The sequence below is a fragment of the Sinorhizobium psoraleae genome, from assembly GCF_013283645.1.
Taxonomy (GTDB): domain Bacteria; phylum Pseudomonadota; class Alphaproteobacteria; order Rhizobiales; family Rhizobiaceae; genus Sinorhizobium; species Sinorhizobium psoraleae.
Genome location: NZ_JABEKV010000010.1, coordinates 46131 through 72984, shown reverse-complemented (window position 1 = coordinate 72984; position 26854 = coordinate 46131). Strand labels below are relative to the sequence as shown.

The 26854-nt window shown below is 60.9% G+C and carries 21 protein-coding genes and 2 pseudogenes; 4 read left to right on the top strand and 19 right to left on the bottom strand.

The annotated features are described in order from the left end of the window. Positions 1-35: 35 nt before the first annotated feature. Positions 36-959 carry a LysR family transcriptional regulator gene (locus ILFOPFJJ_RS30720; protein ID WP_173514270.1) on the bottom strand — a complete coding sequence of 308 codons (924 nt, stop codon included), beginning with the start codon at positions 957-959 and terminating at the stop codon, positions 36-38. 179 nt (positions 960-1138) lie between these two features. Between ILFOPFJJ_RS30720 and ILFOPFJJ_RS30715 the strand changes: the two genes are divergently transcribed. Next, positions 1139-2122: an MBL fold metallo-hydrolase gene (locus tag ILFOPFJJ_RS30715; RefSeq protein WP_173514269.1), complete on the top strand. Its 984-nt coding sequence runs from the start codon at positions 1139-1141 to the stop codon at positions 2120-2122. A 251-nt stretch (positions 2123-2373) separates the two neighbouring features. On the opposite strand, the pseudogene ILFOPFJJ_RS35545 reads toward ILFOPFJJ_RS30715, so the two are convergent. Both ILFOPFJJ_RS35545 and ILFOPFJJ_RS30710 read right to left on the bottom strand, forming a co-directional pair. Further along, a pseudogene (locus tag ILFOPFJJ_RS35545) lies at positions 2374-2502 on the bottom strand (response regulator); the annotation flags it as partial. Between the two features lie 116 nt (positions 2503-2618). Further along, positions 2619-3749, bottom strand: a pseudogene (locus ILFOPFJJ_RS30710) (VCBS domain-containing protein); the annotation flags it as partial. A 649-nt stretch (positions 3750-4398) separates the two neighbouring features. On the opposite strand from ILFOPFJJ_RS30710, the gene ILFOPFJJ_RS30705 reads away from it, so the two are divergent. Continuing rightward, positions 4399-5310, top strand: coding sequence for a transglutaminase-like cysteine peptidase (locus ILFOPFJJ_RS30705; protein ID WP_246299926.1), 912 nt, complete (start codon positions 4399-4401; stop codon positions 5308-5310). Positions 5311-5332: 22 nt separating this feature from the next. Here the strand turns inward: ILFOPFJJ_RS30705 and ILFOPFJJ_RS30700 are convergent, their stop codons facing one another. The 6 genes from ILFOPFJJ_RS30700 to abc-f all read right to left on the bottom strand — a co-directional run bounded on the left by ILFOPFJJ_RS30700 (position 5333) and on the right by abc-f (position 13664). Beyond that, positions 5333-5938, bottom strand: a complete 606-nt coding sequence (locus ILFOPFJJ_RS30700; RefSeq protein ID WP_173514267.1) for a ribbon-helix-helix domain-containing protein — start codon at positions 5936-5938, stop codon at positions 5333-5335. A gap of 4 nt (positions 5939-5942) precedes the next feature. Then, on the bottom strand, positions 5943-7223 hold the full coding sequence (locus ILFOPFJJ_RS30695; RefSeq protein ID WP_173514266.1) for an HlyD family type I secretion periplasmic adaptor subunit: 1281 nt from the start codon (positions 7221-7223) through the stop codon (positions 5943-5945). Positions 7224-7274: 51 nt separating this feature from the next. Then, positions 7275-9452: a type I secretion system permease/ATPase gene (locus ILFOPFJJ_RS30690; RefSeq protein WP_173514265.1), complete on the bottom strand. Its 2178-nt coding sequence runs from the start codon at positions 9450-9452 to the stop codon at positions 7275-7277. A 34-nt stretch (positions 9453-9486) separates the two neighbouring features. Continuing rightward, positions 9487-10932: a TolC family outer membrane protein gene (locus ILFOPFJJ_RS30685; RefSeq protein ID WP_376741477.1), complete on the bottom strand. Its 1446-nt coding sequence runs from the start codon at positions 10930-10932 to the stop codon at positions 9487-9489. Between the two features lie 187 nt (positions 10933-11119). Further along, positions 11120-11881: a GGDEF domain-containing protein gene (locus ILFOPFJJ_RS30680; protein WP_173514264.1), complete on the bottom strand. Its 762-nt coding sequence runs from the start codon at positions 11879-11881 to the stop codon at positions 11120-11122. A gap of 160 nt (positions 11882-12041) precedes the next feature. Next, positions 12042-13664 (bottom strand): ribosomal protection-like ABC-F family protein, encoded by a 1623-nt coding sequence (gene abc-f / locus ILFOPFJJ_RS30675; protein WP_173514263.1) that lies wholly within the window; start codon positions 13662-13664, stop codon positions 12042-12044. A gap of 227 nt (positions 13665-13891) precedes the next feature. On the opposite strand from abc-f, the gene ILFOPFJJ_RS30670 reads away from it, so the two are divergent. Further along, positions 13892-14320, top strand: a complete 429-nt coding sequence (locus ILFOPFJJ_RS30670) for an FKBP-type peptidyl-prolyl cis-trans isomerase (protein ID WP_173514262.1) — start codon at positions 13892-13894, stop codon at positions 14318-14320. A gap of 50 nt (positions 14321-14370) precedes the next feature. Here ILFOPFJJ_RS30670 and ILFOPFJJ_RS30665 read toward each other — a convergent pair whose 3' ends face one another. Continuing rightward, positions 14371-14817, bottom strand: coding sequence for a DUF2214 family protein (locus tag ILFOPFJJ_RS30665; protein ID WP_173514261.1), 447 nt, complete (start codon positions 14815-14817; stop codon positions 14371-14373). A 133-nt stretch (positions 14818-14950) separates the two neighbouring features. Here ILFOPFJJ_RS30665 and ILFOPFJJ_RS30660 point away from each other — a divergent pair, with 133 nt between their 5' ends. After that, positions 14951-15556 (top strand): TetR/AcrR family transcriptional regulator, encoded by a 606-nt coding sequence (locus ILFOPFJJ_RS30660; protein WP_173514260.1) that lies wholly within the window; start codon positions 14951-14953, stop codon positions 15554-15556. 69 nt (positions 15557-15625) lie between these two features. On the opposite strand, the gene rfbD is transcribed toward ILFOPFJJ_RS30660, so the two are convergent. The 9 genes from rfbD to ILFOPFJJ_RS30615 all read right to left on the bottom strand — a co-directional run bounded on the left by rfbD (position 15626) and on the right by ILFOPFJJ_RS30615 (position 26804). Further along, entirely contained in the window at positions 15626-16519 is an 894-nt protein-coding gene (gene rfbD, locus ILFOPFJJ_RS30655; RefSeq protein ID WP_173514259.1) for a dTDP-4-dehydrorhamnose reductase, read from the bottom strand. Further along, positions 16516-17586, bottom strand: a complete 1071-nt coding sequence (gene rfbB / locus ILFOPFJJ_RS30650) for a dTDP-glucose 4,6-dehydratase (RefSeq protein ID WP_173514258.1) — start codon at positions 17584-17586, stop codon at positions 16516-16518. Before rfbB ends, rfbD begins: the two co-directional genes overlap by 4 nt. 13 nt (positions 17587-17599) lie before the next feature. After that, positions 17600-18160: a dTDP-4-dehydrorhamnose 3,5-epimerase gene (rfbC, locus tag ILFOPFJJ_RS30645; RefSeq protein WP_173514318.1), complete on the bottom strand. Its 561-nt coding sequence runs from the start codon at positions 18158-18160 to the stop codon at positions 17600-17602. Continuing rightward, entirely contained in the window at positions 18153-19034 is an 882-nt protein-coding gene (gene rfbA, locus ILFOPFJJ_RS30640; protein WP_173514257.1) for a glucose-1-phosphate thymidylyltransferase RfbA, read from the bottom strand. The genes rfbC and rfbA overlap by 8 nt, the downstream gene beginning before the upstream one ends. A 70-nt stretch (positions 19035-19104) precedes the next feature. Next, positions 19105-20211: a glycoside hydrolase gene (locus ILFOPFJJ_RS30635; protein WP_376741479.1), complete on the bottom strand. Its 1107-nt coding sequence runs from the start codon at positions 20209-20211 to the stop codon at positions 19105-19107. Positions 20212-20245: 34 nt separating this feature from the next. Then, positions 20246-21418: a galactoglucan pyruvyltransferase gene (locus tag ILFOPFJJ_RS30630; RefSeq protein WP_173514256.1), complete on the bottom strand. Its 1173-nt coding sequence runs from the start codon at positions 21416-21418 to the stop codon at positions 20246-20248. Between the two features lie 30 nt (positions 21419-21448). Beyond that, the gene (locus tag ILFOPFJJ_RS30625; protein ID WP_173514255.1) at positions 21449-22627 is read right to left on the bottom strand and encodes a polysaccharide pyruvyl transferase family protein; all 1179 of its coding nucleotides are present in this window, start codon (positions 22625-22627) and stop codon (positions 21449-21451) included. Positions 22628-22663: 36 nt separating this feature from the next. Continuing rightward, positions 22664-25345 (bottom strand): glycosyltransferase, encoded by a 2682-nt coding sequence (locus ILFOPFJJ_RS30620; RefSeq protein ID WP_173514254.1) that lies wholly within the window; start codon positions 25343-25345, stop codon positions 22664-22666. Next, on the bottom strand, positions 25332-26804 hold the full coding sequence (locus ILFOPFJJ_RS30615) for a DUF6212 domain-containing protein (RefSeq protein WP_173514253.1): 1473 nt from the start codon (positions 26802-26804) through the stop codon (positions 25332-25334). The genes ILFOPFJJ_RS30620 and ILFOPFJJ_RS30615 overlap by 14 nt, the downstream gene beginning before the upstream one ends. Between the last annotated feature and the right edge of the window lie 50 nt (positions 26805-26854).

The following is a 26854-nucleotide window of genomic DNA, read 5'->3' as shown; positions in this document are numbered from 1 at the left end:
GCACGCACCTCCCCGAGCGGATCAAGGAACTACTTCTACATCGGCAAGCTTTGCCGATCGTTGGCGTGCCAATTATAGGTCCTCACATAATAGAGGAACGCTCGCATGGCGGCGCTTGGAAGGCGACGATTGGGATAATAGAGAAACCAGCTGGGCAATGTCGGGCTCCAATCCGGAAGAACCTCGATCAACCTCCCCGCCTCGATGTGGGGCTTGGCATATTCTTCAAAAACGTGCGCCATACCCCTGCCCGCCAACGCCGCTTGAAGCTCGTTATACGCTGAACTGAGTGTAAGACGCCCCTCCGGGGTTATGTCCATCTCATCGTTTCCGTTGTGGAACGTCCACGACACGAGCGTGCCCCCCGGGAATCTGCGCCGTATGCAGTCGTGGTGGATCAGATCATGAGGCGTCACCGGTCGCCCATGTCGTCCGATATAGTCCGGTGAAGCCACGATCGCATATCGGAGCGGCAAACCCAATGGAATTGCGATCATGTCTTTCGCCAACTGCTTGCCGAACCGGACACCGGCGTCGAAACCGTGTTCCACGATGTCGATCACCGCGGCGTCACTCGTGATTTCGATTTTTACCGCCGGGAAGCTTTCCATGAAGTCGAACGCGAGGGGACACAGGAGGTGATCGACGGCGGGAGCCGGCGCATTGATCCGCAACGTTCCCGACGGGCTGTCCCTCAGCTCGTCGACCTCGGCTATCGCAAGCTGGATATCGCTCAAGGCCGGAGCAAGACGATCTAGGAGGCGCTGCCCCGCCTCCGTCGGCGATACGCTCCTTGTCGTTCGATTGAGGAGTCGAATCCCGAGCGCCTCTTCCAGTGCATTGATCGTTTGGCTCAAGGCCGATGACGAGACGCCACGCTCGAGCGCCGCAGCGCGAAAGCCACCACAGCGTACGATCGCGGCGAACACATCAAAGCTATCCAGACGAATTGGGTTCATTGCGAAGCTAACCTAATCAAGCTGATCTTATTTACCTGCCTTATCAGCGCGATGACGCCGTGTCATGCTCGATCTGTAGTCACTGTCGTGCTCTGACCGCCGTGCTGTCACCGGTTGCTTTCATAAGCTCGCGTCTGGGTGTGGCGAGCTGGCGGCCAATCATCATGAAAGGAATACCAATGAATGCGTTCATTCTAAAAAGACGCGCTGTCATGCTGTCCGCTGTTGTCGGCGCATCGAGCATGTTCGTTGCAGGCGGTGGCGGTGTCGCAAATGCCCAGGCGACACCTGTGAGCGGAAACGCCGGCTACTACCGTTTCCGTGTCGGCGATATCAGTGCGACGGTCTTGAGCGATGGTGTGACCGGGGGCCCGACCAGGGTTTATGCAAGCGACGCGCCCGAAGCGGAGCTTCAGGAGGTGCTGCGGCGTGCATTCCTGCCAAGCGATCACATGACGCTCAACTTGAATACCCTTCTGATCGAAACCGGAGGCCGGCGGATTCTCATCGAAGCCGGCGCGGGCGGTACGATGGGTCCGAATGCCGGCCGGATCTTCGCCAATCTGGCGGCGATCGGGCTCGGTCCCGCAGACATCGATGCGGTGGTGATCTCGCACACCCATCCCGACCATGTCGGCAACCTGCGAACAGCAGATGGAGGCAAGGCTTTCCCCCGCGCCACCGTTTTCGTGCCGAAGGCGGATTGGGAATTCTTCGTCCGCACCGATCCCGATCTTTCCTACATGCCCGTTTCGGAGGACTTTCGCGTGCGGTTCGCCGCTGCAATCAAAAGCAGCCTTGAACCTTTCATGAACGATGTCGAGCTGTACGAAGCCGGCGCCGAGATCGTGCCGGGCCTCACGACGATCGTTGCATCCGGCCACACGCCAGGCATGGCGACATTCCTCGTCCATTCCGGAAATGACCAGTTGTTGCTGACAGCAGACCTTGCCTACCACCCCATCGTCAACGTCGACAATCCCTGGCGTCCCGGACCCGATCGCGACAAGGAGACGGCACTCGCCTCTCGCCGCCGCATCTTCGACAGGGCGGCTGCCGATCGCATTCCGGTGCTTGGTTTCCATTTTCCGTTTCCAGGCCTCGGCCGGATGCTCAAGACCGATGGCGGCTACGCCTGGGTCCGTGCCAACTGGCAGTTTTGAAGTCGATAACCGAAGAACAGGAGACTCTTATGGACCGGTCGAAGATCAATCGTCGCAGTCATGCAGCGCCGCAGCACCACCAAGGCGCCTGTCGTCATTCCGCCACCTCCCCTTTGCGACCCTGAGCAAGGAGTAGGATCGACCCTCCGCGGTCATGGGCTGCCAAACGGCTTACCTGGCGGGATTTGGTCCCGTTGCGGACCTTGCGGCGATTCCGCTGCGGAGAGCAGCATGCTCCACCGACGGGCGATTCAGGAACCCACGACTTGCCTCAGAACTCTGAGCAGGCGACGCTCCTCGGTCGGCTTGCCGACATTCGGCGCCCCGGCGAGGATGTCGCCGCCGATGAGCTCCGGCTCGGCATATGCGCTTGCCACGACGCCGTCAGCGGCCCGGTCACCGGCGTGACGTCGTCGGCGGCAAGGCCGCTCTCGCTCACCGCCCCGGCGATTACCGACGTTGCGCCGATCACCGGCGCGTCGTTGGTGCCGGTGATTGTGATCGTCACCGTCTGGGTGTCGGTGGCGCCATCATCGTCGGTGACCGTCACCTGATAGCTGAGCGTGATCGTCTCGCCTGCGCCGAGGAACTGCACCAAAACGTTCGGCACCTGATAGTTCCAACCGCCTGCAGTCGCGGTGAACCCCGCCGTCAGCGTGTCGACCTGTGCCTGCGTCAGCGCGCCGCCGTTCCATACCGGCTGCCCCGCCGGCGTGCCCGTCACCGTCAGCGTCTCGTTGGCGTCGACGTCTGAAAGCGTGATCGTGCCGCCCGCCGTCAGATTGCCGCCGACAACCGCGAGGTCTTCGGTCACCGCGCCGCTTGCCGTCGCGGTGAGCACGGGCGCGTCATTGGTGCCGTTGATGGTGATCGTCACCGTCTGGGTGTCGGTGGCGCCGTCGCCATCGGTGACCGCCAGCTGATAGCTGAGCGTGATCGTTTCGCCCGCGTCGAGGAACTGCACCAGCGCGTTCGGCACCTGATAGTTCCAGCCGCCGGTCGTCGCGGTGAACCCCGCCGTCAGCGTGTCGATCTGCGCCTGCGTCAGCGTACCGCCGTTCCACACCGGCTGCCCGGCCGGCGTCGCTGTTACCGTCAGCGTCTCGTTGGCGTCAGCGTCGGAGACCGTGACCGTGCCGCTCGTCGTCAGATTGCCGCCGATAACCGCGAGGTCCTCGGTCACGGCGCCGCTTGCCGTCGCGGTGATCACCGGTGCATCGTTGGGATCGAGCAAGGCGGCCAACTGTTCCTCACCCGCCGGCGCGCCAAACTGAAGCGCGGTTGGGTCGAGCAGTCCTATAACCGTCCCGGCATCGCCGATGCCGCCGCTAGCATCGGAAAAATTGCCGCCTCCGCTCTGGCTGGAAGCCACGCTGATGCCTCCATCGGGGCCAGCCGCAACGTTGATGCCGTTACCTTCGAGTACCGCGACGAGCGTTTCTTTCGGGATCTCGGCATCGCCAATAACAAAGGTTGGAATGTTCAGCGCCGCGTTCAGAATTCTGATCGTTGAACCATCGGGCTGCTCCAGAACGATGTCGCTGCCGAAGACCTTAATCTGCTCAAGGGAGACACCCGCAGGAAGCCTGACGATATTGGAGGCATCCGCTCTGACGACGTCCGGCATTGGCTGTGCGGGAGCCGCGGCCTGGCCGCTGGCGACAGGCGCTCCGGTCGCCGGATCCAGCAACTGCGGCTCAGGCAGCTCGCCGCTTTGCACTTGCGCGACGATGCGGTCTCCCCTGGCAGCGCCCCCTTCATCGGCCACGCTGTTTTCAGCCGTCGGCGCATACGCATCATCGGAAAGAACCATACCTTCGGTTGCCATGTGTAGTATCCCCCAAGCATTTAGCGCAAGTAAACACATGCCATTTTCGAAATCAATTCTTGAGGCAATCCTTAAATTGCGAAACGATATATCCTATTATGCAGTTACGAGAATATTCTTTCACAAGCGAACTAAGGACATATCATGGTATGCATATCGGCGGCGTCAGGCGCTTCCACCATCGCAGCATTCGTTGAAAACACGACTCGGCTGCCCCTGAGTCTCACATAAAAATAGGTAATATTGTTCCATCTTCCGCGTCGTTTACACGGTAGGAATTGCGACTTACACGAACTTCAACCGCAATGGAGACCAAATATAATATACACTTTGAATAAAATTTTATACAAATTGTATTACTGCTTGATACGGTAGATAATCCGTATAGCTTTACGCCAGTTTTTCTTTTCCTTCGTAGAGTATCCCCATTCAACCGTGAGGTGCGGCAATGGGTAAGAAGAACTGGGCGCGCTACAGGACAGTTTGGAAAGTTGTAGCTTTGGCTGCAAGCCTCCTGTCCCCTTCAGCGACGTGGGCCGGCCAGCCCAGCGTGGCCTACCTCGGCACTCTGCAGCACATGATCGGCTTCGACGTGCCGGCAATTGCGGCCGCAATGGGCAACGCCGACGCCTTCAGGAACAAGACGACGGTAACACTCAAGGCTCGACCGCAACAGGTGGCGGTCACGCCGGCCAGCCCCCGCCTGAATGCAGCCTCGCAACCCAACCCCGTGGCCGTATTCCAGTCGGTGGCTTTCCGTGTGTCGTCGATACCGGCAGCGCGGAAATGGAAAGCCGTATTTCCCTTGATAGCATCATCCGATTTCGCGCGGTGCGAAACGGCGAGCAGCTGCGCGGCAGCTGGAATACTTCGGACTTCCATCGAGGACGCCATTGACCTTGGCTTTTACCAGAAGCTGAACCGCATCAATCGCGCGGTGAACCGGCTCGTTCGCTACGAAGCGGATGCACAGAACTACGGTTCAAAGGATTATTGGGCATCCCCGAACGAGATTCTCGCCCGTGGCAAGGGCGACTGCGAGGATTACGCGATCCTCAAGATGGCTGCGCTGAAACAGGCCGGGCTTCCGCCACAGGCCATGTCGATCGTCGTGCTCCGCGACGTACGCCGCAATCTGTACCACGCTGTACTCTCGGTAATGACCAGCCAGGGCTATTTCATACTCGACAACCTGAGCGACGAGGTGAAGCTCGACCGCGCCCTGCCTACCTACCAGCCGCTGTTTTCGGTCAGCGCGGATCGTGCATGGATCCATGGCATCAAGACTGGCGTTGACAAGCTTGCTTCAGCCGCCTCGCCGTCGTTGGACGTCATGCCTGGCGAGGGTGCGCTCCGATAGCGGCCGGTGTAGTTCGCTGCTTTCACGCCGAGATGAAACCGATAACCACATCCTGATCGAACAGTGACGCGAGCGCTGCACTCAGGCGACCGCGGGTGACGTGCTCGTTGATCCCGATCGTGAACCCTGCCGGCTGGGGTTCGCCGGGAGAAGCTTTCAACCGATCTACCAACTCGGCAAACTGGACATCAAAGGAAAGCCTAAGGCCTTGCGCGGGCGGAGAGGACTGGAATCTTAGAAAGCGTGACTGAACGAAGGTGAGGAATGCAGGATTATAGGCAATGATCCGCTTGTCACCCGACAATGCAAAGGCTGGCGATGGGCATGCGCGCACCTGGCCCGCGACAACCGCTAGCCCGCTGCGTTCCCGAGCGCCGGAAAGCTGTTCGCGCAAATAGCTTGTCGCGACGTAACGCAACCTCGCTGTCAAATTGCCTTCCCCATCCAGGGCTTGTTCACACTCGGAGATGATATCGGCGAGCTTGCAGCTTCTACGGGCGGCGAGTTCGGAAAGGCTCGACCAGTAGATTTCCTCGAGCTTTATCCCGCGCCGCTGTCCGCCGACGGTCACGACGCGGAACCTAAGCGCACTCATGTCTGCTGAAGATGTCGGTTGCGTGACATTCATCTGCTTAACGCTCCCGGAAGGCTTCCTCGCGCGCCTTGTTGATGGGTTTCATCAGATAGGTAAGGATGGTCTTCTTGCCGGTCATGATGTCGACCGAAGCGATCATCCCAGGCATGATCGCGTATTCCCTTCCGTCCTTCACAAGCGCGGCCCTGTCGGTCTTGACCCGCACGAGATAGTAGGTCTCGCCGGTATTTTGATCGACCAAACTGTCCGCACTGACGGTTTCGACCTCGCCGCCGAGGCCGCCATAGATCGAAAAGTCGTAGGCCGAAACTTTGATCAGAGCCGGCTGACCGGTACGAACGAAAGCGACATCGCGCGGCGAAAGGCGCGCTTCCACCAGCAATGTTTCGGATGTCGGCACGACGCCGCCAATCACCGCGCCAGGTGTCACGTAGGCTCCCACGGTGTTGACCTCCAGCGTATTGATGATGCCATCGACCGGCGACCGGATATCGGTGTTCGCAACCCGGCTACTGGCACCGCGGATCGTTTCCTCGATCACCGAGAGTTGCGATAGCGCCTCGGTCTTTTCCGCCAGAGCCTCTTGCCGCAGTTGCAGCGATAATTCGGTCACCTGCAGTGCGGCTTCCCTGATCGCCGCCTCCAGTCGTCCGATCGATTCCTTTGACAGGGCGAGTTGGCCGCGGGTGTCGGTCAACTCCTTCTCGACCCGCAACAGTTCTGTTTGCGCGACCAGCTTGCGCTTGACCATCGGCGCCAGCAGTTCCTGTTCACGCTCCGTCACCTGCAGGCTTTCGTTCAGTCGCGCAATATTGGCTTGTGCTTCCGCGAGTTCCTTTTGGCGCTGGCCATGACGCGCCTGCATGACCGAGAGCTTGTTGTTGAAATTACCGGCCTTGGCCAAAAGCAACTGCTCCTCGTTGGCGCATATGCCTGGTGCCGCCTTGGCGATGTCGTCTGGGCATTTATACTTTGACTCGTAGGCTCCTTCCTCTTCAAGCTCCAGGCGCGCTATCTGCGCGCGCAACGACCGCGCCTTGGCTTCGAGCTCGCCGAGCGAGGAGCCGCTGGCAGTATCGTCGAGCCTGAGGATCAGATCTCCCCGGCGAACGACCTGGCCAACCTGGACGGCGATCTCGCGCACGATCCCGGGCTCGCTCGACTGGATGATCTGCGTCTTCGAAACCGGGATCACCTTGCCCTCGCCGCGAGCGATCTCGTCGACTTCGGCGAACGCGGCCCAGGCGACAAACGAGGTGATGAGAAGACCGATGACGAGCAGGCCGGCGCGTGCTGCAAAGGGTGGCTTTTCAGTCATGCCGGTTCCCTCCGCCGCTCGTGACCCGTGCCCCTTCCGATGAAAGGGAAGTCATGCGGTTGCCTCCGGCACAGGGCTGATCGAGCCGGTCCGCTTCTGCAACTGCTCGATAACTTGCGCCTTAGGGCCGTCGGCAACTATGCGACCGCGGTCGAGAATCAGAAGCCGATCGACGAGGTTGAGCATGCTGTAACGATGGGTGGAGATAAACAGCGTGACATCCCGGCCGAAAACATTGGAAAGCCGGTTGATCAGCTCTCGCTCGCTGGCCAGATCCATGGCGCCGGACGGCTCATCGAGGAAGACGATCTTCGGCTTGCGAAGCAGGATCCGCGCGATCGCCACTGCCTGGCGCTGTCCGCCGGAAAGCTGGGAGCCGCGTTCGCCGACCGGCATGTCGTAGCCGCGCGGGTGAGAGGAGACAAAATCGTCGACGCCGGCAAGCTTCGCCGCCGCCACCATTGCCTCGTCGCTCGCCGTCGGGTTCGCCATCAAGAGGTTCTCCTTGATGGTACCCGAGAACAGGTCCGAATTCTGCGAGACGAAGGATACTGCCGAGCGCACCACGGAGGGGTGCAACTGCCGGATATCGACACCATCGAGCAAGATCCGACCCAAACTCGGAGGATACAGTCCCGCCAACAGACGACCGATCGTCGTCTTGCCCGAGCCAATGCGGCCGATGATCCCGACGCGCTCGCCCGCAGCTATGGTCACACTCATGTCGCTGACAACCTTGTGATCCGTCCCGGGATAGGCAAAGTCGACCTTGGCGAAGGTTACGCTGCCCTGGCGAATGTCGCGGTTGACGAAGCCGATCGTGTTGGGTCGATCCTCGGGCTGTTCCATAATCGAGTTGAGAATACGAAGCGACAGGAGCGCTTGGCGAAGTCGTGCCAGCGTCATGGCGATCTGGCCGAGCGGTGCAACCGCACGGCCAGCGAGCATGCTGGCGGCAATGATTGCGCCGGATGAGATATTGCCCAGCGTGAATTCGTAAGCGCCGGCGACGACGATACACACGGTGACCAACTGCTGGACGAATTGCGTCGCATGCGCGGCCCATGAAGAAATCTGTTTGATCTCCTCGGATGTGTTCGAAGAGTGCTTGGCCAACTCGTTCCATCGGCGAAGAAGCTGCTTTTCCGAATGCAGCGTCTTCACTGTCTCGATCGCGCTGATGGTTTCGACCAGCAAGGATTGGCGCTGGGCGGATTCGTTCGAGGCAGCGGCAACGCGGCTACCGATCTTGTGCTGAGCGACATAGCCGATCAGCAGACTGAAGATAAATGCGACCGCGGGCACGACCGCAATCCAACCCGCGACGGCATAGACTGCAGCAATGAAAACGAAAACAAAGAAGCTGTCTATGACCGTGCTCAGCGTATTCGAGGTAAAGAATTCGCGTACGAATTCGTACTGCATGGCGCGGTTGGCGTATTCGCCGGTCGAGTGCGGCCTGGACGCGAGGGTGGCGTGCAGGATTTTCTCGAACAGCATGTAGGAAAGCTTCAAATCAGCCTTGCGTCCAGCGTAGTCGATGAGCGCAGCCCGCACCGTCTTCAGCAGGAAATCAAAAAGGATGACGGCGCTGATACCCAGCGCCAGCACCCAGAGGGTCGCAATCGCTTTGTTGGGCAGAATGCGATCATAGACGTTCATCGTGAATAGCGGCGCCGCCAACGCAAGCACGTTGATGAAGAACGCGGCGAGCGCAACCTGTGCATAGGCTTGCCAGAAAGGTCGTATTGTCGCCGTCAACCAGTGTTTGCGGTCGATATTGCGTGCTTCGCCGACACCCGGGCCGGTCGCGGCGTTCAAATAGGTCGCGGAGAACGATACGGCATATGCGACCCGGTCGAGACGCAAATCCGAGAACCTGAGCATGGTGCCGTCGGCCGATGATACGGCGTTCGACAGGCTTAGGACCCCATCCAAACCCTCTTCCAACAGCGCCGCCGCACGACCGTCGCGAAAAACGAGCAGCAGCGGAAATAGAAAATCACGGTTGGCGAGCGCGCGCGGAGAAACGATTTCTGTCTCCAGCCCGACGCGCTCGGCGATACGCGACACATCCTCGACGCTCGGCGAGCGGGCATCGAAAGGCACGTCGGAATAGAGCACTGTATCGGAGGACGGCCGGTTCAAGAAGATGCAGATCTCCTTGAACGCCGTCGTAAAGCCGGTCAAAGCCGGGCCGGTTTGCACTTGGGTTTCAATGCCTTGCATAATGACGACCGATCATGTGCCATAGCGAAGGTCATCACTTTTGCCGGATCGGTGCAAGCAGGTCGAGCGGCAGATCATTCGTCTGGCGGGAAGGCACGCGGCGGTAGGTCTCCGTCGCGGGAGCTTCGGAAACGTTGAATTCCTTCCGCGCATAGGCTTCCGACTGGGCCGGTGCCTTGATTTCCATGGTGGCGAGAAGTTGGCCCGTGGCCGCGAGCAGGCGATACTCGGCAAACAAGGCGGCGTACTGCGCCGTCTTCGCAAGAACGTTTGCATTGAAACGCGCGTTCTGCGCGCTGAGCACGTCCAGCAGCGAACGTTGCCCGACGGCGAGTTGCTCGCGATAGGATGCCACAAGCTGGTCGTTCGCTTGCGCCTGCGCCTTCAGCGTGCGCGAGAGATCATATTGGCTGGCGCGGCGCTCCCAGGAGATCCGGACAGCTTCCTCGACTTCGCGATGCGCCTGGTGGAAAACGAGCCGCTGCTCGCTGGCGCGACGCATCTGCTCCTGTTCGTTGGCGATGTCGATACCGCCGCGATAGAGGTTCCACTTCGCGACGATACGTGCCTGAGCATCCCAGGTATCGCCCGTCGAACCGTCGATGTCCACTCCAGAGCGGATACGCCCCTCGGCAACGATCTCCGGCAGCATGCTCGATTTCGCCGCCTTGACCTGAGCGTCGGCGACATTGATATCGGCGTCGGCTGCCTTGATGCGCGGATTATTGGTCCGCGCGATACCGATTGCAGTTTCCAGTGTCTGCGGCAACGCGGCGGCGACCGATTTTGGCATGGACGGTTTGGTCAGCGGCTGGCCGACGAGACGATTGAAGCTGATCTTGACCGTATCCAACGCCTCTTCGGCTTCCAACAGCCGGGCCTTCGCCGAAAGCAGGCGTTCGTCGGCCTGCTGGCGGTCCGCCTCGGTCAGCCTGCCACCCGAAATCAACGAGCTGATGTCGGAGCGAATCGACTGGTGGGCACCGACGTTACGGCGTGCCTCTTCCACGATCTGCTGCTGGAGGATGTATTCGAAATACTCGCGAACGATCTGCAGCGCGATTGTTTCTGACCGCTCCAGGACGCGGAAAGAGGCGCTGTCGACGCGTGCCGCCTGGCGCTCCAGCTCTGCGCGCCGGCCGCCCCCATCGAAGAGTTTCTGCGTGACGGTCAGACTGACATCCGATGGGTAGAGGGGGTCGTTCTCGATGGAGGCCAGTCGACGGCTGTCATCCTCCAGGTGGCGGGCGCCGGTTGACGCCTCCAGATCGACGCTCGGCAAATAAAGTCCACGCGCTTGTCGCAGCTCGAACTCGATCGCTTCGCGATTCTCTACCGACTGCCCGATTTCGGGGTTGGATACGATTGCAATCTGGAGCGCTTCCCGCAGCGTCATCGCTTCCGTTGCGCCACTAGCAAGCACAGTCGATGCGAGCAGAATGGAAAACAGTCCACCCCTAAATGTCTTACCTAATTTCAATTAATCCCCCTCGTCACGCCCGCAGGTTGAGCATGCATCAAAATCACTCAAAATTTGCGTTAAATAATACATTGGTAATAAAGGAGAGCCATTAATTTTTAGGGGGCCAAGGTCGCGCTCAAGCTTTGGCGGCGCCATGTTGCAAAAAAGGAACAAACCACCCGTACGTTGTAACGGTCAAGACGCATCAGGCTGACGGCAGGCGCATAAATCCGATGTCCTGAGCGGCCTCCGCGGTCACTGTAACACTCCCCGAAGCCGCGGCGCGATGCAGCCGTTCCAGGTCGATGCTGCCGTCGAACAAAACGCCGCCGACGCTGAGCGCAAGATCGGCACCCTTGCCGTCCGCGGCGAAGTGCGAAGAAACCAACGCCTTGGTCAGGCGTGCACATACATGGTCAGCCTCGGCTTCAGTGGCACCGATGAGCAGCACATCGAAGCTCGCGGGTCCGGTTCGTGCGACGATGTCGTCGCGGCGAATGGAGGTGCTGATGGTGGAGGCCACGAATTGCAAAAGCTCGTCGCTCCATTGCGGACCAAAGCTCGCGCCCATGTCGTCGAGATTGTTGATACGCACATGAATGAGGGCGCCCTGCAGCGAATCGCCCGAACGGCGGCGCCGGCGCTCCAGTCCACTCACGTGCTGGACAAGTCCGCGTCCGGTGACGCAACCGGTCGCGCCATCATGTGCGGCAAGATGATTGATTTGATTCCGCAGTCGTTCGGCGCGCCGAAACTGGACGGCGGCGACCACGATCAATGGGATACCCATCAGCAACGATACCAACCCCGCGCTGACCATGGCGGCGACATAGGGGCTGTCGGGAAGCGCCGCCAGGCTGAGATAAGTCAACAGCTGGGCAAGGACAGCAAAGCCGACAACGCCGCCGAGAGCATAGCGCGCCACCCGCCAGTCCTTCTGCCCTTTGAACGGTATTTGCCTCTGCATTCATCCAGCTCCCGATTCCCTGAGGATATTCGGTCTAGCGCAGCTTTGTGGATATTCCCTTTGCTGCTTGTCTACAAGTTTATGCAAGTGGCTCAAATAACCGGGAAATGGATCAAAACGGCATAGGATCATATGGTCGGCCCTTGACCGGCGCCCGCCCTCACCCGCGCAGGCCCGGCGCCTCCTGTCCGGTGCGCTCCACGTATTCGGTATAACCGCCGCCATATTGCCGGATGCCATCCGGCGTGAGCTCCAGCACTCGATTGGAAAGCGCCGACAGGAAACGGCGATCGTGCGAGACGAACAGCATGGTGCCCTCGTACGCCGAGAGCGCCTTGATCAGCATTTCCTTGGTATCGAGGTCGAGGTGGTTGGTCGGCTCGTCGAGGACGAGGAAGTTCGGCGGGTCGAACAGCATTGCGGCCATCACCAGCCGCGCCTTCTCACCGCCGGAGAGCACTCGACAGCGCTTCTCGACATCATCGCCGGAAAAGCCGAAACAGCCGGCTAGCGCTCTAAGCGGAGCCTGTCCGGCCTTGGGAAAGCGCTCCTCCAGCCATTGCAGTATGGTGCTGTCGCCATCGAGCAGGTCCATCGAATGCTGGGCGAAATAGCCGAGCTTGACGCTGGCGCCGAGTGACACGTTACCTTTGTCCGGCGTGGCGGTGCCGGTGACCAGCTTGAGCAGTGTTGACTTGCCGGCGCCGTTTATGCCCATGATGCACCAGCGTTCGCGCCGGCGCACCATGAAGTCGAGCCCGTCATAGATCGTCCGGCTGCCATAGGCCTTATGGACATTCCTGAGGTTGACGACGTCTTCGCCGGAGCGTGGAGCCGGCAGGAATTCAAAGGCGACTGTCTGGCGCCGGCGCGGCGGCTCGACACGGTCGATCTTTTCGAGTTTCTTTACGCGGCTCTGAACCTGCGAGGCGTGAGAGGCGCGGGCCTTGAAGCGCTCGATGAACTTGATCTCCTTGGCGAGCATCGCCTGCTGGCGCTCGAACTGCGCTTGCTGTTGCCTCTCGTTCAGCGCCCGCTGTTCTTCATAGAAGCCATAATCGCCGGAATAGGTCGTCAGCGTGCCGCCGTCGATCTCGATGATCTTGGTGGCGATCCGATTCATGAACTCGCGATCATGGGACGTCATCAGCAGCGCGCCGTCATAGCCTTGCAGGAATTCTTCCAGCCAGATCAGGCTTTCGAGATCGAGATGGTTGCTCGGCTCGTCGAGCAGCATGACGTCCGGGCGCATCAGCAGGATGCGGGCGAGTGCCACGCGCATCTTCCAGCCGCCCGAGAGCTTTGCAACATCGCCGTCCATCATTTCCTGGCTGAAGCTCAGTCCCGCCAGGACCTCGCGGGCGCGCCCCTCCAATGCGTAGCCATCCAGCTCCTCGTAGCGTGCCTGTACCTCGCCGTAGCGATCGATGATCGCATCCATTTCATCCATTCGATCCGGATCCGACATGGCCGCTTCGAGCTCGCGCAGCTCCGCCGCCACGGCGCTGACCGGGCCTGCGCCTTCCATCACCTCGGCGACGGCCGACCGTCCGGACATCTCGCCGACGTCCTGATCGAAATAGCCGATCGTCATGCCCTTCTCGACGGAAACCTGTCCCTCGTCGGGCAGTTCCTCGCCGGTGATCATCCGAAAGAGGGTCGTCTTTCCCGCCCCGTTGGGACCGACAAGCCCGATCTTTTCGCCACGGTTCAACGCGGCCGAGGCTTCGATGTAGAGGATGCGGTGACTGTTGGACTTGCTGATATTATCGATACGGATCATGTGGAGGAAGCCTGGTGGGGTTGCGGGCATCCCTATGCCATGGGTTGGTGCAGCTGTCACGCAATCCGGCGCATTCTCTGTGCGTCCATCCCGCTCCGGTTTACATTTGCCGTCAGCGCCCTAGGTCACGCTGTATTGATGTCGGCAGAGACCGGCATGTCGCCCGGTGCGATGAGCCTTTAAGCCTCGCGACCGAAACGTTCCTCAACATCTATCGAGAGACAGATATGACTGAAGTCAAGAACGGCGACGTCGTTCGCATTCACTATACCGCCAAGCTCACCGATGGCACGGCAATCGAATCCTCGCAGGGCCGGGAGCCGCTCGAAGTCCTGGTGGGTGCAGGCCAGATCATTCCCGGGCTCGACCGCGAGATCAGCGGCATGGCCGTCGGCGAGATGAACACGGTGGCCATTCCAGCAGAGGACGCCTATGGCCCACATGACGATACGCAGGTGCAGATGGTCCCACGTTCCGCTGTTCCCGAAGGGGTCGAGATCGGGACCAGGCTCCAAGCGACCGCGCCGGATGGCCGTCAGATGGCGCTCACCGTTACGAGGGTTGATGACGAACAAGTGACGGTGGATGCCAATCATCCGCTCGCCGGCCAGGATCTGGTCTTCGACGTCACGGTCGTGGAAATCCTCAATACTTAAGCAGCTTGCAGATAGACCACGGATTGCCGTGCAGACATTCGACCGACAGCTCAATAGCCGTATCGGACCATCGTCGCGGCAAAGATCGGGATGAGCGGAAAGATGGCGCCCTGCGCGATGATAAACCCGCGTGTTGCGGCTATTTCCTCGGTCGGGACGGTAAAAGCCTCATCGTCGGCCGACATGCGCCACTTTCGGATTTGCAGCGTCGGGCGGGCGGAGAGGAGTCCGACCGCCACGAAGGCCGCCATCTTTGACCAAAACGCCCAGTTATAGATGTAAGCCTCCCATCCCTTGAGGCCGAAGACGATGCGGCCGACGCCGACGAGGATCACGAGGGCGGCGATCGCTCCGTAATACGCATCGATCCGGGAGAGCCGTTTCACGCCCGCTGCAGACAATCCGGGTCGTACCATTGCCGCTTCCGTGGCGATGATCGCCGCTAGCAAAAAGACCAGGACGTGGTGGGCGCCGGCAAGAACAAGATCTGTAAACATGGGCGTTCCCCCGATTCAGGTGACGAAGGATCGGCAGCGACGCCTGCGGATCAGGCAAGATGCCTTGAATTTTAGATAGACAGCCTGATTTTAACGGTGTTAAGATAGCGGCGTTCTTAACAGTGTCAAGATCATGATTCAAGTTGTGCCGGAAATGCAGGCTCGGGGATATCATCACGGCGATTTGCGAACCGCACTGATCAAAGCAGGATTGGCGCTGCTCGAGCGCGAGGGACCGGGTGGGGTGAGCTTGCGTGCGGTGGCGCGGCAGGTCGGCGTCAGCCAGGCTGCCCCCTATGCGCATTTTCACAGCAAGCGCGAGCTGATGTCGGCCATCGCCACGGTGGGATTTTCTCGGCTGAGGGATCTGATCGCACCACTCGCATCCGATCCCGCGCGAAGCCTCAGTGATCTTGGCCTGGCATATCTCGACTTTGCAAGGGCGAATCCGGGTCTTTACAGATTGATGTTCGGTTCCGACGAGCACATAGACATGCGCAACGAGCACCTGTCGACGGCCAGTCGCCAAGCCCTGGAACTCCTTGCCATGAAGGCCGGCCGGAATGGGTCAGATCCCATTCGCGATCCCGGCCCGATCGCGGCCTGGTCCTTGGTGCACGGGCTCGTCATGCTTCTCATGGACGAAAAGCTGCCGTCCGGTTTGGACCAGAGCATGCCGGCAATTCTCCGGCTTCTGGAACCGGGGGTCGCCGAGTATGTGAAGGAACGGGAGCTTTAGGAGAAGGCACGTCGGCGACCTACTTCTCCTTGGAAATCGCCGGGCGCGACGTGCCCGTCGCCACCCTGGTCAGCCGTGCTTTGCCTGGAGAAGCCGCTCGATGGTGCTTTCGATCGAATGCTGCCAGTCAGGCATGGTCCAGCCGAACGTTGCGGCGAACCTGGCGGTTGCGAGAGACGAATTGGCAGGACGGCGTGCCCGCGCCGGAAATTCCTCCGTCGTCACGCCTCGAACACGTGACCACGGCCCACCTCGAGCACGACTTGCCGAAAGGATGTGGCGCGCGAAATCCGCCCGGTTGACCTTACCCGTGCCAGCGAGGTGATAGACCCCGGAGATGTCATTCTGGCGGGACCGGATCAGGAAGGCGGCCGTCTTGAACACTGCGTCCGCGATGTCGGGAGCCGAGGATGGATTTCCCCATTGGTCGGCTACGACCGCAATCTCTTCGCGGTTCTCCGCAAGTTGCAGCATCGTCTTCACGAAATTCTTGCCGAAAGGGCTGTAGACCCAAGCCGTACGCAGGATGATGTGGCGGGGATTTGCCGCCGCCACGGCCTTTTCTCCGGCAAGCTTGGAGGCGCCATAGACGTTCAGCGGAGCTGTTGTATCGTCTTCCGCGTAGTTGCCTTCCTTGAACCCGTCGAAGACATAGTCTGTCGAAAGGTGGATAACTGGAACCCCGAGGCGGGCTGCCGCTTCGGCGACCGCGCCCGCCCCGACTGCGTTGACCGCGAAAGCCAGATCCAGCTCGTCTTCGGCTTGGTCGACGGCTGTGTAGGCAGCGGCGGAAACGACAAGATCGGGGCGACGATGCTCGAGCGCCGGCAAGATCGACTCCGGACGCGCCAGATCGAGGTGCGGCCGCCCGACCGTGACCACGTCGAGATCCGGCCTCTCGCGCGCTCTTTCGGCAAGGCTGAGCGCCACCTGCCCGCTGCAACCTGTCACGACGATCCTCATGTGACGCTCCGAAGCCGTCCTCCGAGGCGGGCGCCCGAATAACGTTCTCGCCGTATCGGCTCCCACCACCAACTGTTATCAAGGTACCAATCGATCGTGTCGCTCAGACCCGCCTCAAACGCCCGCTTCGGTCTCCAGCCAAGCTCTCGCTCAACCTTCGAGGGATCGATTGCGTAGCGTCGGTCATGGCCGGGCCGGTCAGCGACAAGGGTGATGAGATCCCGATAGCTCTTGCCACCCTTGCGCGGTCGGCGAATGTCGAGGAGATCGCAGATGCTCTCCATCACCGACAGATTGTTGCGTTCGGCCCGGGCGCCGATATTGTAGCTCTCCCCTGGCCTCCCCTGCCTTATCACAAGCTCCAGCGCGCGTGCATGATCGTCGACATGGAGCCAATCTCGCACGTTCGCTCCCGATCCGTAAAGCGGCAGCGGCTTGTCCTCGACCGCATTGATGATGGTGAGCGGGATCAGCTTCTCGGGAAAATGAAACGGGCCGTAATTGTTGGAGCAATTCGAGAGCACCACGGGCAGTCCATAGGTCTGGTGCCAGGCGCGAACGAAATGATCCGCGGCCGCCTTCGACGCCGCATAGGGCGACGACGGCGCATAGCGTGACTCCTCAGCGAATACCCCGCTACCGAAGGGAAGATCGCCGAATACCTCGTCGGTCGAGACATGGTGGAAGCGAAACCGCTCGCGCGCTTCTCCCCGCAATTCGGACCAATAGGTCAGCGCGGCAGAGAGCAGCCGGACCGTGCCGAGGACGTTCGTTTCGGCAAAAACATTCGGCCCCTCGATCGAGCGATCGACATGGCTCTCGGCCGCAAGGTGCATCACCGCATCGACGCGCTCGCGGCGCATGATGTCCAGCAGCGCGCCCTCGTTGCAGATATCAAGCCGATAGAATGTGTAGTTCGGCCGCCCCTCGACTGCCCGCAGGGAAGCAAGATTGCCGGCATAGGTCAGCTTGTCGACATTGACGACGCGCGTCGCGCCACTCGCTACCAGGTGCCGGCAGACCGCAGAGCCGATGAAGCCCGCGCCGCCCGTGACCAGAACCCGCATCGCCGCCATCTCCTTACGCGAATTGAAAAGGGGTGGAGTGGACCAGCAGCGGCGCATGCCGGTCCTTCGCGGACAGCCGCAAGCGGTCCGTATCCACGGGCCACGTGATCCCGATTTGAGGATCATCAAAGCGGATCGCTCGCTCGTGCTCCGCGGAATAGTGCTCACTCACCTTGTAAATGACCTCGGTCTCCGGCTCGAGGGTGACAAAGCCGTGGGCAAAGCCCACAGGCACCAGAATCTGGTTCCACGTCTTGGCGGAGAGTTCGAGCCCGACCCAGCGGGCGAATGTCGGCGACCCTTTGCGGATATCGACGGCGACGTCGAAAACCCGCCCCCGAACGACCCGGACGAGCTTGGCCTGCGCCCTGGGCGGAAGTTGGTAATGCAAACCACGGAGCGTTCCCACCGCGACGGAATGGGAGTGGTTGTCCTGCACGAAGGTCAGATCGATGCCGTGCGCAGCAAGCGTCGAGGCATTGTAGGTCTCCGAAAAGAAGCCACGCTCATCGCCAAGTCTGCCTGGCACGATTTCGAGGACGCCGTCGAGGCCGAGGGGGCGTAACTCAAGCATCTGCAAGCTCCCTTATCCGTCGCTGGAGATAGGTCGTATAGTCGTTCTTTCCGAGCAGATCGGCACGCGCCAGCACCTGGTCAGCCGAAACATAGCCGAGTTCGAAGGCGATCTCTTCGGGGCACATGATCTTGATGCCCTGGCGGTGTTCGATGGTGCGCACGAAGGAAGCCGCATCGTGCAGGCTGTCGTGGGTGCCAGTGTCGAGCCAGGCAAAGCCTCGGCCGAGACGGCAGACATGAAGATCGCCTCGAGCGAGATACGCACGGTTTACGTCGGTGATCTCCAGTTCGCCGCGCGCCGACGGCCTGATCGAGGCGGCGATGTCGATCACATCGTTACTGTAGAAATAGAGGCCGGTGACTGCCCAGCTCGACCGCGGTCGCTTCGGTTTCTCCTCGATCGTTTCGGCAAGCCCGCTCTCGCCGTTGAAGCTCACCACCCCGTAACGCTCGGGGTCGTCGACGCGATAGGCGAAGACGGTGGCGCCAGTCTTGCGGGCCGCGGCTTCCCGGCAGAGTTCGGGCAAGCCCGCGCCGTAGAAGATATTGTCTCCGAGGATCAGGGCGACGGCACCGTCCCCGATGAAGTCCCGGCCGATGATGAAGGCCTCCGCGAGCCCGTTCGGCTCCGCCTGTTCGGCATAGGAAATCGATAGGCCGAAGCCGCTGCCATCGCCGAGCAAACCTTCGAACAGGGCCCTGTCCCTGGGCATGGTGATCACCAGGATGTCGCGAATTCCAGCCAGCATAAGCATGCCAAGCGAGTAGTAGATCATCGGCTTGTCGTGGACGGGAAGCAATTGTTTCGAGACCGAGATCGTCACAGGGTAAAGCCTGGTTCCTCTGCCGCCCGCAAGGATGATGCCCTTCATGCGGTCTCTCCGGTAAACTTGGCGCATCCGGCAGAACGCCGCCCGCAGGTCCGACCTTTTTGTGTCACGGTCATCTTGCGCTCGCGCCCCTTCTTTCGGCCGGTCTGATCGCCGCGGCGCCGGCGGGACTGAGCTTGCCGCAGCGCCAGAGGCTGTAGGAAGGCTCCGTGTCCCAATCGTAGTAGAAAGTCGCCGTCAGCCGCCCTGCCTCCATCAATTCGCCAAAGGCCGCGCGCATGGCGCCGATCGTACTTTCCCGTCGTCGATCGTCGATCGGGCAGGAACGTGCCTTGTTGGCAATCCCCCATTCCGTAACCCAGCAGGGCTTACCCAGGGCGGAAGCCAGGCAGAAATCGAGGAGGCTCGTCACCCGCGCGTTCAGCGCCGCCGGTGCGATCCGGCCCGGATAGATGTGGATGCCATAAGCATCCACAAGGCCGTCGATACCCCGATCGCGAAGAAGCGCGATGACTTCGCGCGGGTCGAGCCGTTCCATCCCGCGCCTGTCAGCCTCCTGGGCAGCCATGTCGGAGAGACCAGCGCTGATGACTGCCGCGTCGCGGCTATGCAGCGTTGCGCGCACTTCTTCACGGCTGATCTCCAGGGCCTGAACATAGACATCGAGGCCCCGCTCGAACGCGGCTCGGTCCTTGAGATCTGTAACGGTGCGCGGGGTTCGACCGCCGGGCTCCCGATGAACGAGAAGATCGCCATTATAGGCGGCGTAGTTGATCTCGTTTCCGGGCTCGATCGCCTCAAGGCGAATACCCAACGCATCGATACGCTGAAGCGCCGCGCGCAGCCCCTTGCGGTATTGGTCCAGGTCGAGATCGGATAGCCGGTGGATATCCCAAATCCGACCGAAGCCGGTTCGCGGACGGGCGCTCTCGGCATAGAAGCTCTTGTTCGAAAGCTGGATCTCGAGAAGGATTTTGAGACCGAGCCTGCTGGCGATCGCCAGCGCCTCGATGCTCTTGTCTACCGGCCGCGATAGCGACAGGCGTACGTTGGTCGCGCCGCTCGCTGCGATCTCCTCCAATATCCTTTCCTGCTCGCTGCGGGTCAGCCAGGCGAGATTAAGCCGGTTGACGCCAATGCGGGCCATCGATGTCTGAACGGCATAGGCGGTCGTCAGCTCCGCAAGCGGCGCGAGTGCAAGCAGCGCGGCAAAAAGCAGCCCCGCGCCTGAACCTGCCACTCTTTGCTTGAGCCTAGAGACCGACATGCGCGAGAGCGCTGCGGAAATTCGTCTCGCAGGCCGAGTAGCGGTCGATGACCGCCTGCGAGTCGATCTTGGACAGGAAATTCGCGAGATAGGCCCGCCGATCCGTCTCACGGTTCCAGATCGCCGCCTCCATATAGGGAAAGCCGATGAACTCCAGCATCTCGCGCATGCGGTCGTCGACGGCGATCATCAGCGCGGGCACGCCCGCCTGCATGCCGATGATGCAGCCGTGGAAGCGGCGACCGAAGCAGAGATCCCGCGACGAAATCCAGCTTCGCCACTGGTTGGTATCGAAGAACACCAGGAGCTCGTGCTTTCTTTGCCACTTTTCGGAATGCTTGTATTCGGTCTGCCCGGTGATCCGCCCGCTTGCCCGGTCGTAGACCATGACGTCATCGTCGCCCGGCAGGGCAAGATTGTAGGCAACCACCTCGTCCTGTATGACGTAGCTTGCGACGCTGTCGGGCTTGAGCAGCGCATGGGCATCCACGATCGTATCGGCCACGCTCCCGAGATAACCTCCGAAGGCGATCTTCTGGGCTGCGGCCAGGTCCGGATTGGCGAGAGAGGCGAGTGAGCGCTTCATCTCGCTGGGCGCGAAGAAAAGCGACGGGCAGCCCGTCGGCTTCACGAACTTCATGCCTTGTTCTTTTAAGAATTCGGCCGTGAAGTAGCCACGTGTGAGAAAGAAACTCTCCTTCTTCTTGAGCACTTCCAGGAACTTGAGGGTGCCGGCCGGCAGTTTTTCCTTGAGCCCTTCCCTGCGCTGGATTCCGATGCCCATGACCACCACAGGCATCTTCAGCTTGTCGAACACCTCCGCCTCGAGATCGGCGGAGTAGCCGGGCCGCAAGAGATTCGCGGAGGCGAACACGCAGATGTCGAATTCCCGGTTGAGATGCTCGTAGACATCGCCGGAGTCGCGGCTGTTGGCGAGATGCCAGAAGGGCACATAGGTGACGTCATGTCCGCGCAGGCTGTGGGCGGCACCCTCGCCGATCAGGTAGTTGCCGGTGTTGGCGATTTTCCGCACCTGGTCGATCAGGTCCTTCTTCGTCCTGACCTCGTCGAAATAGGGCCTGTGACGAACGTCCGCCCCGGATACGCCGGCAACGGTTCGCTGCAGATAGGAAGGTATTCCGGTAAGCAAGATACGCATCGATACACCTGAGTTTTTTCTTGCGAACAGCTAATGGCCGATGCCGATTTCGCGCAGCGCCGAACGGAAAGTGCGCTCGCGATCGGAATATCGGTCGACCAGTTCCGATGCGTTGAGCCCGGTGAGGTGATCGGCAACGAACTCGGCCCTGTTTTCGGCCTTGTCGAGATCGACAGCATCGATGGCTGGCAAGCCGGTATAGCCCAGCATTTCGCGCATCCGATCGTCCACCGCCACCATCAGGCTCGGGACCGCCGCCTGCATCGCGATGATGGAGCCGTGGAAACGCCGACCGAAATTGAAATCCATGGACGACGCCCAGGCGCGCCACTGGTTGGTATCGAAGAAGGTGCGTATGTCGAATGGCGTTTTCAGCCGTTCCGTGCCCGAGTAGCTGAGTTCGCCGAGCATCGTGCCGGAGGCGGAGTCGTAGACGCGGCCGTCGCCATTCGCTTCCACTTTCATGTCGAAGTGGAGGAACTCGTCCTGAATCACATATTGCGGACGCGAATCCTCGGGTGCCAAGGTGATGGCATCGACGATCGCATCGTGGTTGGCGCCGAGATAGCCGGAGAAAATCGTCCGTGCCTTGCCGACCTTCACATCCGGCAGCTTCTTCAGTGATGCGCGCATATTGTGCGGCATGAAATAGATTGAAGGGCAGCCGGTCGGCTGGACGTAGGAAAAGCCTTGATCCTTGAGGAAGCCCGCCGTTTCAAATCCGCGCGTCAGGAAATAATGCTCACGCTCCTTCAGGACATCGAGCAGCCGCTTCGTTCCCTCCGGCAGGCTATTCTCGAGGTCCCGGCGATTCTGAAGACCGATGCCGAGCATGACGATCGGCATCTTGAGCTTGCTCAGCACTTCCGCTTCGGCGTCTGCCGAGAGGCCCTTGCGCAGAAGATTGGCGCAGGTAAAGACGCAGATGTCGAAGCTATTGTTGAATTCCTCGAGACCAACTCCGTTCTTGCTGCAATTGTAGAGGTGCCAGAACGGCACCTGCTTCGCATGCGGCGCGATTGCGCGCAGCGCCCCCTCGCCGATCAGGTAGTTTCCGGTATTGCTGATGTTGCGAAGCTCCTGAAGAAACTCCTCTTTCGTCTCGGGCTGTTTCTGCCGCTCCGAATAGGAAACGGACAACCCGTGCGCGCCATTGGCGAGGCGCGTGTAGTGACCAGGAATTCCCGTCACGAGGATTCGTGGACGCATGCAATCGACCCTTCTTCTTGAAATCGGCAGGAGCCTTCAGCCCACGGCCGCTACTTCGGGATTGGATGTTTCGCGCCCGCGAGAGACCGCGGCGCGCGAAAGCGACGAATTGTTGACCGAGCGGTCGCACCAATCGAGGAACTCCCCGAAGGAGGCGCCCCAGGAGCGGCGTGCCGCCGTTCTGAGGCAACCCTCCATGAGCGGCGCGAGCTTTTGGCGATTGCGGGCCACCTCCTCGATGACCTTCGCCACGTCGCGTACCACCTGCGGATCGGCTGCGGCATCGATCAGGATGCCGTCTTCTCCGTCCGTTATGAGCTCGTCGACGGCGCCCACCGCGGTGGCGATCGGCACGCAGCCGAGCTGCTGCGCCTCCGCGATCATCAAGGGTGCGCCTTCCCAGCGCGAGGGCATCACGAGGACGTCGGCCCAACCGAGTGCCTTGATCAAATCCTTGCTTGCAAAGACAGGTGGGCGCACGTCAACACCGAGTTCCCTGAGCCTGTCGGCCCACGACATGCTGGCGTCGGCGAGGATCTCCCCGCCGATTGCGCGCGCGTCAAAGGGGACGCGCGACGCACGCAGCTCCGCGATTGCCGCAGCCAGCCGATCGATGCCCTTCTGCTGATCGAGCCGGCCCATATAGAGAACTCTGAGCCGGTCGTCCTTGCGCTCGATCCGCCTTACAGACAGGACCTCGGCCAGGATCTTGGGGGGTACGGAAAAGCTCGCGCCATTGGGCACGGCGAAGGTCTTCTCAAGGGGAACGCCGAAGCTGTGCAAGTATATCTTGAGCTGTTCCGAGCAGGTCAGAAACGCATCGTAGCAATGCTCGTGGGCAATCGCAGCAAAGGGCTGGCCCGCCGGCCTTTTGAAATGCGTATTGTCGACGACGTGAAGGTAGCAGGCCGTGCGTGTTCCTTCGGAGCGCAACCGCGCGATGAGCGGATGCACGGCCATTACATGGTTGTTGATGACGAGGTCGAAGCCGGAAAGCTGGCCTTTGAGCGCCGCCCAATCCACCTCGTGGCCCTCGGCTATGAAGTCCTGCCCAAGGAACGAGCCGGAGCCGCCCCAGGCGGGAATTCCCTGGTCCCAAAAGTGAATGTAATCGAAGCTTGCATCGAATTCGTCGATCAGGTCCATCCTGGACGTGCCGAGCACGAACAGGTGGGTCTCGTAGCCCGCCGCCTTCAGTTCGCGCGCGGCTGCATAGACGACCTTCTCGGCGCCGCCGAACGACGCATTCGGCACGAGCAGCGCTGCGGTTCGCTTGCGGTTCTCGCTATGCCCGAGCGGCAGGACGGGCGAGCCTCCGACTTCATGGCGGAGCGCCTTGTGAAGTTCCGCATAAGGCACGAGCCGCGCCGGGCGCCACGTCCAGCGCCTGCCGGCCGTCCGCCGCAAGGGACTGGTCGCGATTGCATTGACGCAATTTATCATCACCTGCTGAGGCGTGATGTGGGAGCGACGCGGCAGGGTCCGCGGGAACGGGAACCGCACCTTCAGGACCGCCGATGTGGGCCATACCTGCTGCTGGCCGATCGAGGCGAACCAGTCGAGCGCGTTGTTCTGGATCACGTCACGCACGAGCGAGGTCGACAGGAAGATGAGATCGGCGTGCGCGACGTTCTGGGTCCCTGCCTCCAGGAAGATAGGCTCGATCTTGCGCTGCGCCGCATCATTGCCGAGCTGGACGAAGATGACATTGACCTTCTCGCTCAGGCGCTCCAGGTGGGAAAGCACATTCGGCAGCATGCGCGACCGCAAGAGAAGATCGAGGGTTGCCCCGCTTCCAGCCATGAGGAATGGCGGGAAGTGCACGTTGTCCGGCTCCCCGATACTCGCCCAGAATGCCGGGATGATGTCGTCGAGACGAGGCCTCGCGGGCTCCTTGGTTGGATCCGTAAAGAACGAAATCGCTGCGTCTTCCGTTCGCGCAAAAAGGTAGCGGGGGCATTCTTCGTGCTCGAAGTCGACGAGCATCGGGCGCTGGAACAGAGCCCTGTGGCGCTTTCTGAGGAAGCTGACCGAGGCGGCGCGGTCGCGGTTCGCTTCCTTGAAACGGCTTTCGGCCCGGAGCCTATATTCGAAGGTCGTATCGTGGCACGGCGTTCCGACGAATCCGTGTTCGATGCAGGAGAGCCAGAACTCCCAGTCCTCGAAACCGTTCTGCCGGTCGTCGTTGAAGCGGACGCCTGCCCTAAAGACGTCGATCGAGATCATCGAGCCCGTATCGCAGATATTGTCCGTGATGCAGTGCACGAGCCGCGAGTAGCGGTTGCCGTAATGCGCCCGCCAGCTCACCGAAAAAGTATCGATGTTGGTGTAGACCCAGCCGGAACCGCTCGAGCGAAGCTGCCGGTAGAGGGTTTCGACCGTGCCCGGCAAGACGCGGTTGTCGGCATCGAGAAAATAGACCGCGCCCGCCTCGGGCAGGTTTTCGAGCACGTAGTCGATCGCCCGGTTACGAGCTCCGCCCGGCCCCGCATTCGCGCCGAAAAGCACATGAACGGCTGGATTGGCCGCAGCATAGAGGAGCAGCTGGTCGAATGTCTCGTGCCGCGGATCGCCATCGACCGAAACGACGATGGCGATCCTGCACTCGGAAAGTGCCGAGGCCAGGACCGACTCGATCGCCTCGAGAGCAAGCGCGGCGTGTCCGTAGAGCGGCATCGCGACCGCGACCAGATCCGGCATGTCCCTATTTGTTGACATGGGACGCTCCTGCGGACTGCTTCACCAGCCGGAAGCCGGACACTTTGAGCCAGGAGAAATCGACGGAATCCGACACCGCGCGGCTGAGGATCATAAGATCCATGGGCGCACGCACCGGTTCGTCCAACTGAAAGTTGATGTTGATCGCCTTTTGGGCGGTCACCTCGCGCCAGCCGCTGAAAAACGCCGAAGGCTTGGCCGCACCCTTGCGCGCAAGTTCCGCCACCTCGGAGCGCGCGTTCGAATTTGCCGGAGCGAGCAGGAAACTCACTGCCGCGGGCGCGCCCTGCGGATGGTCGATGACGGCGCTCGCCGAGAAAGATATCGTGCCAGGCTCCACGGCGCGGCCAATGGTGCCGGCCGAAATGCCGCTCGGCAGCGGATGGCACACCACCGCGTGCTCGTGCTCTAGGAAGCGAACCGTCTGGAACTCCGGAACAATCGGCGTCACGGAAACATCGACGATCTGGCTCAACAGGTCGACCGCGAGCCTATAGTCTTCAATGAAGTGGCCGTCGAGCAAGGCGGTGGGCGCGATCATGTTGGGCATGCGGGTCGGCCTGACGCCCGGCAACCCCGTAAACACCCGGAACGCCAGAGGCCGCAGATCGAGATCGGGATGGGGCGCCTCCGATTGGGCCGTGTAGCGCTCGCTCGCGATAGGATAGCCGAGCGAAAGCCCAACCATCTCCGCGCCGGTTGTGGAGACGCGAAGCCGCAATGTCCTTGCTCCGCCTCCGCAAGCTCGCGGCAGCGCGAAGAAACTCCAGCCTGCGGCAAGCTGCGTGTATGGCACGACCCACTCGGCCACGCCTTCGCCGTTCTCTACATAGCCCAGCACGACCACCAGCTCGCCGCCGTCCCTCGGAACGGAATGGAGGTGAAGCGCCACGCCGGCAACGCCATGGCTGGAGACCGGCAAGAGCTGCTCGACGTAGCCGGTTGCAAGGAGCTGCCCGATCCCCTCGTCCTTCGGATCGACATAGGGGTCGTGCGCGAAGACCTCCGTAACCGGCTCCCAGTTGCGCGCCTGGAACGCGTCTTCCATCGCACGATAGTTCTCGAGCAGGCTTTCGCGCTCACGCCGGAGAATGGCTAGCTCGGATGTGATCGAAGAGGTGAACCGGGCAAGCCGTCCTATCCCGCCCTCCATCAGGGTATGAACGAGCGTCAAGCTCTCCGCCCGGTTGCTCGCATCAATCCTTTGAACGGGTATCTCGGGAACCGTTCCGAGCGCGTGGACAGCGGCAAGCCCCTCTCTCAGGTGGGCCTCTCCCTCGCCCGAGAAGGCGAGCGCAATCAGTGGAAACGCGTTCTGCAGGGGAGACGGGGAGCCTGTATCCGCCTGAAGGAAATGGACCAGATGCTCGATGCCGCTCCCTTCGACATTTGCCCGGTCCCGATCAGATGCCACGATCAGCCTTCGTTTCGTCGGCGATTGCCTAATACTAGAAGACATCAACTCTTGCACGCAGCGACCTCAGAAGAATCGTATTATGCGGAAGATGA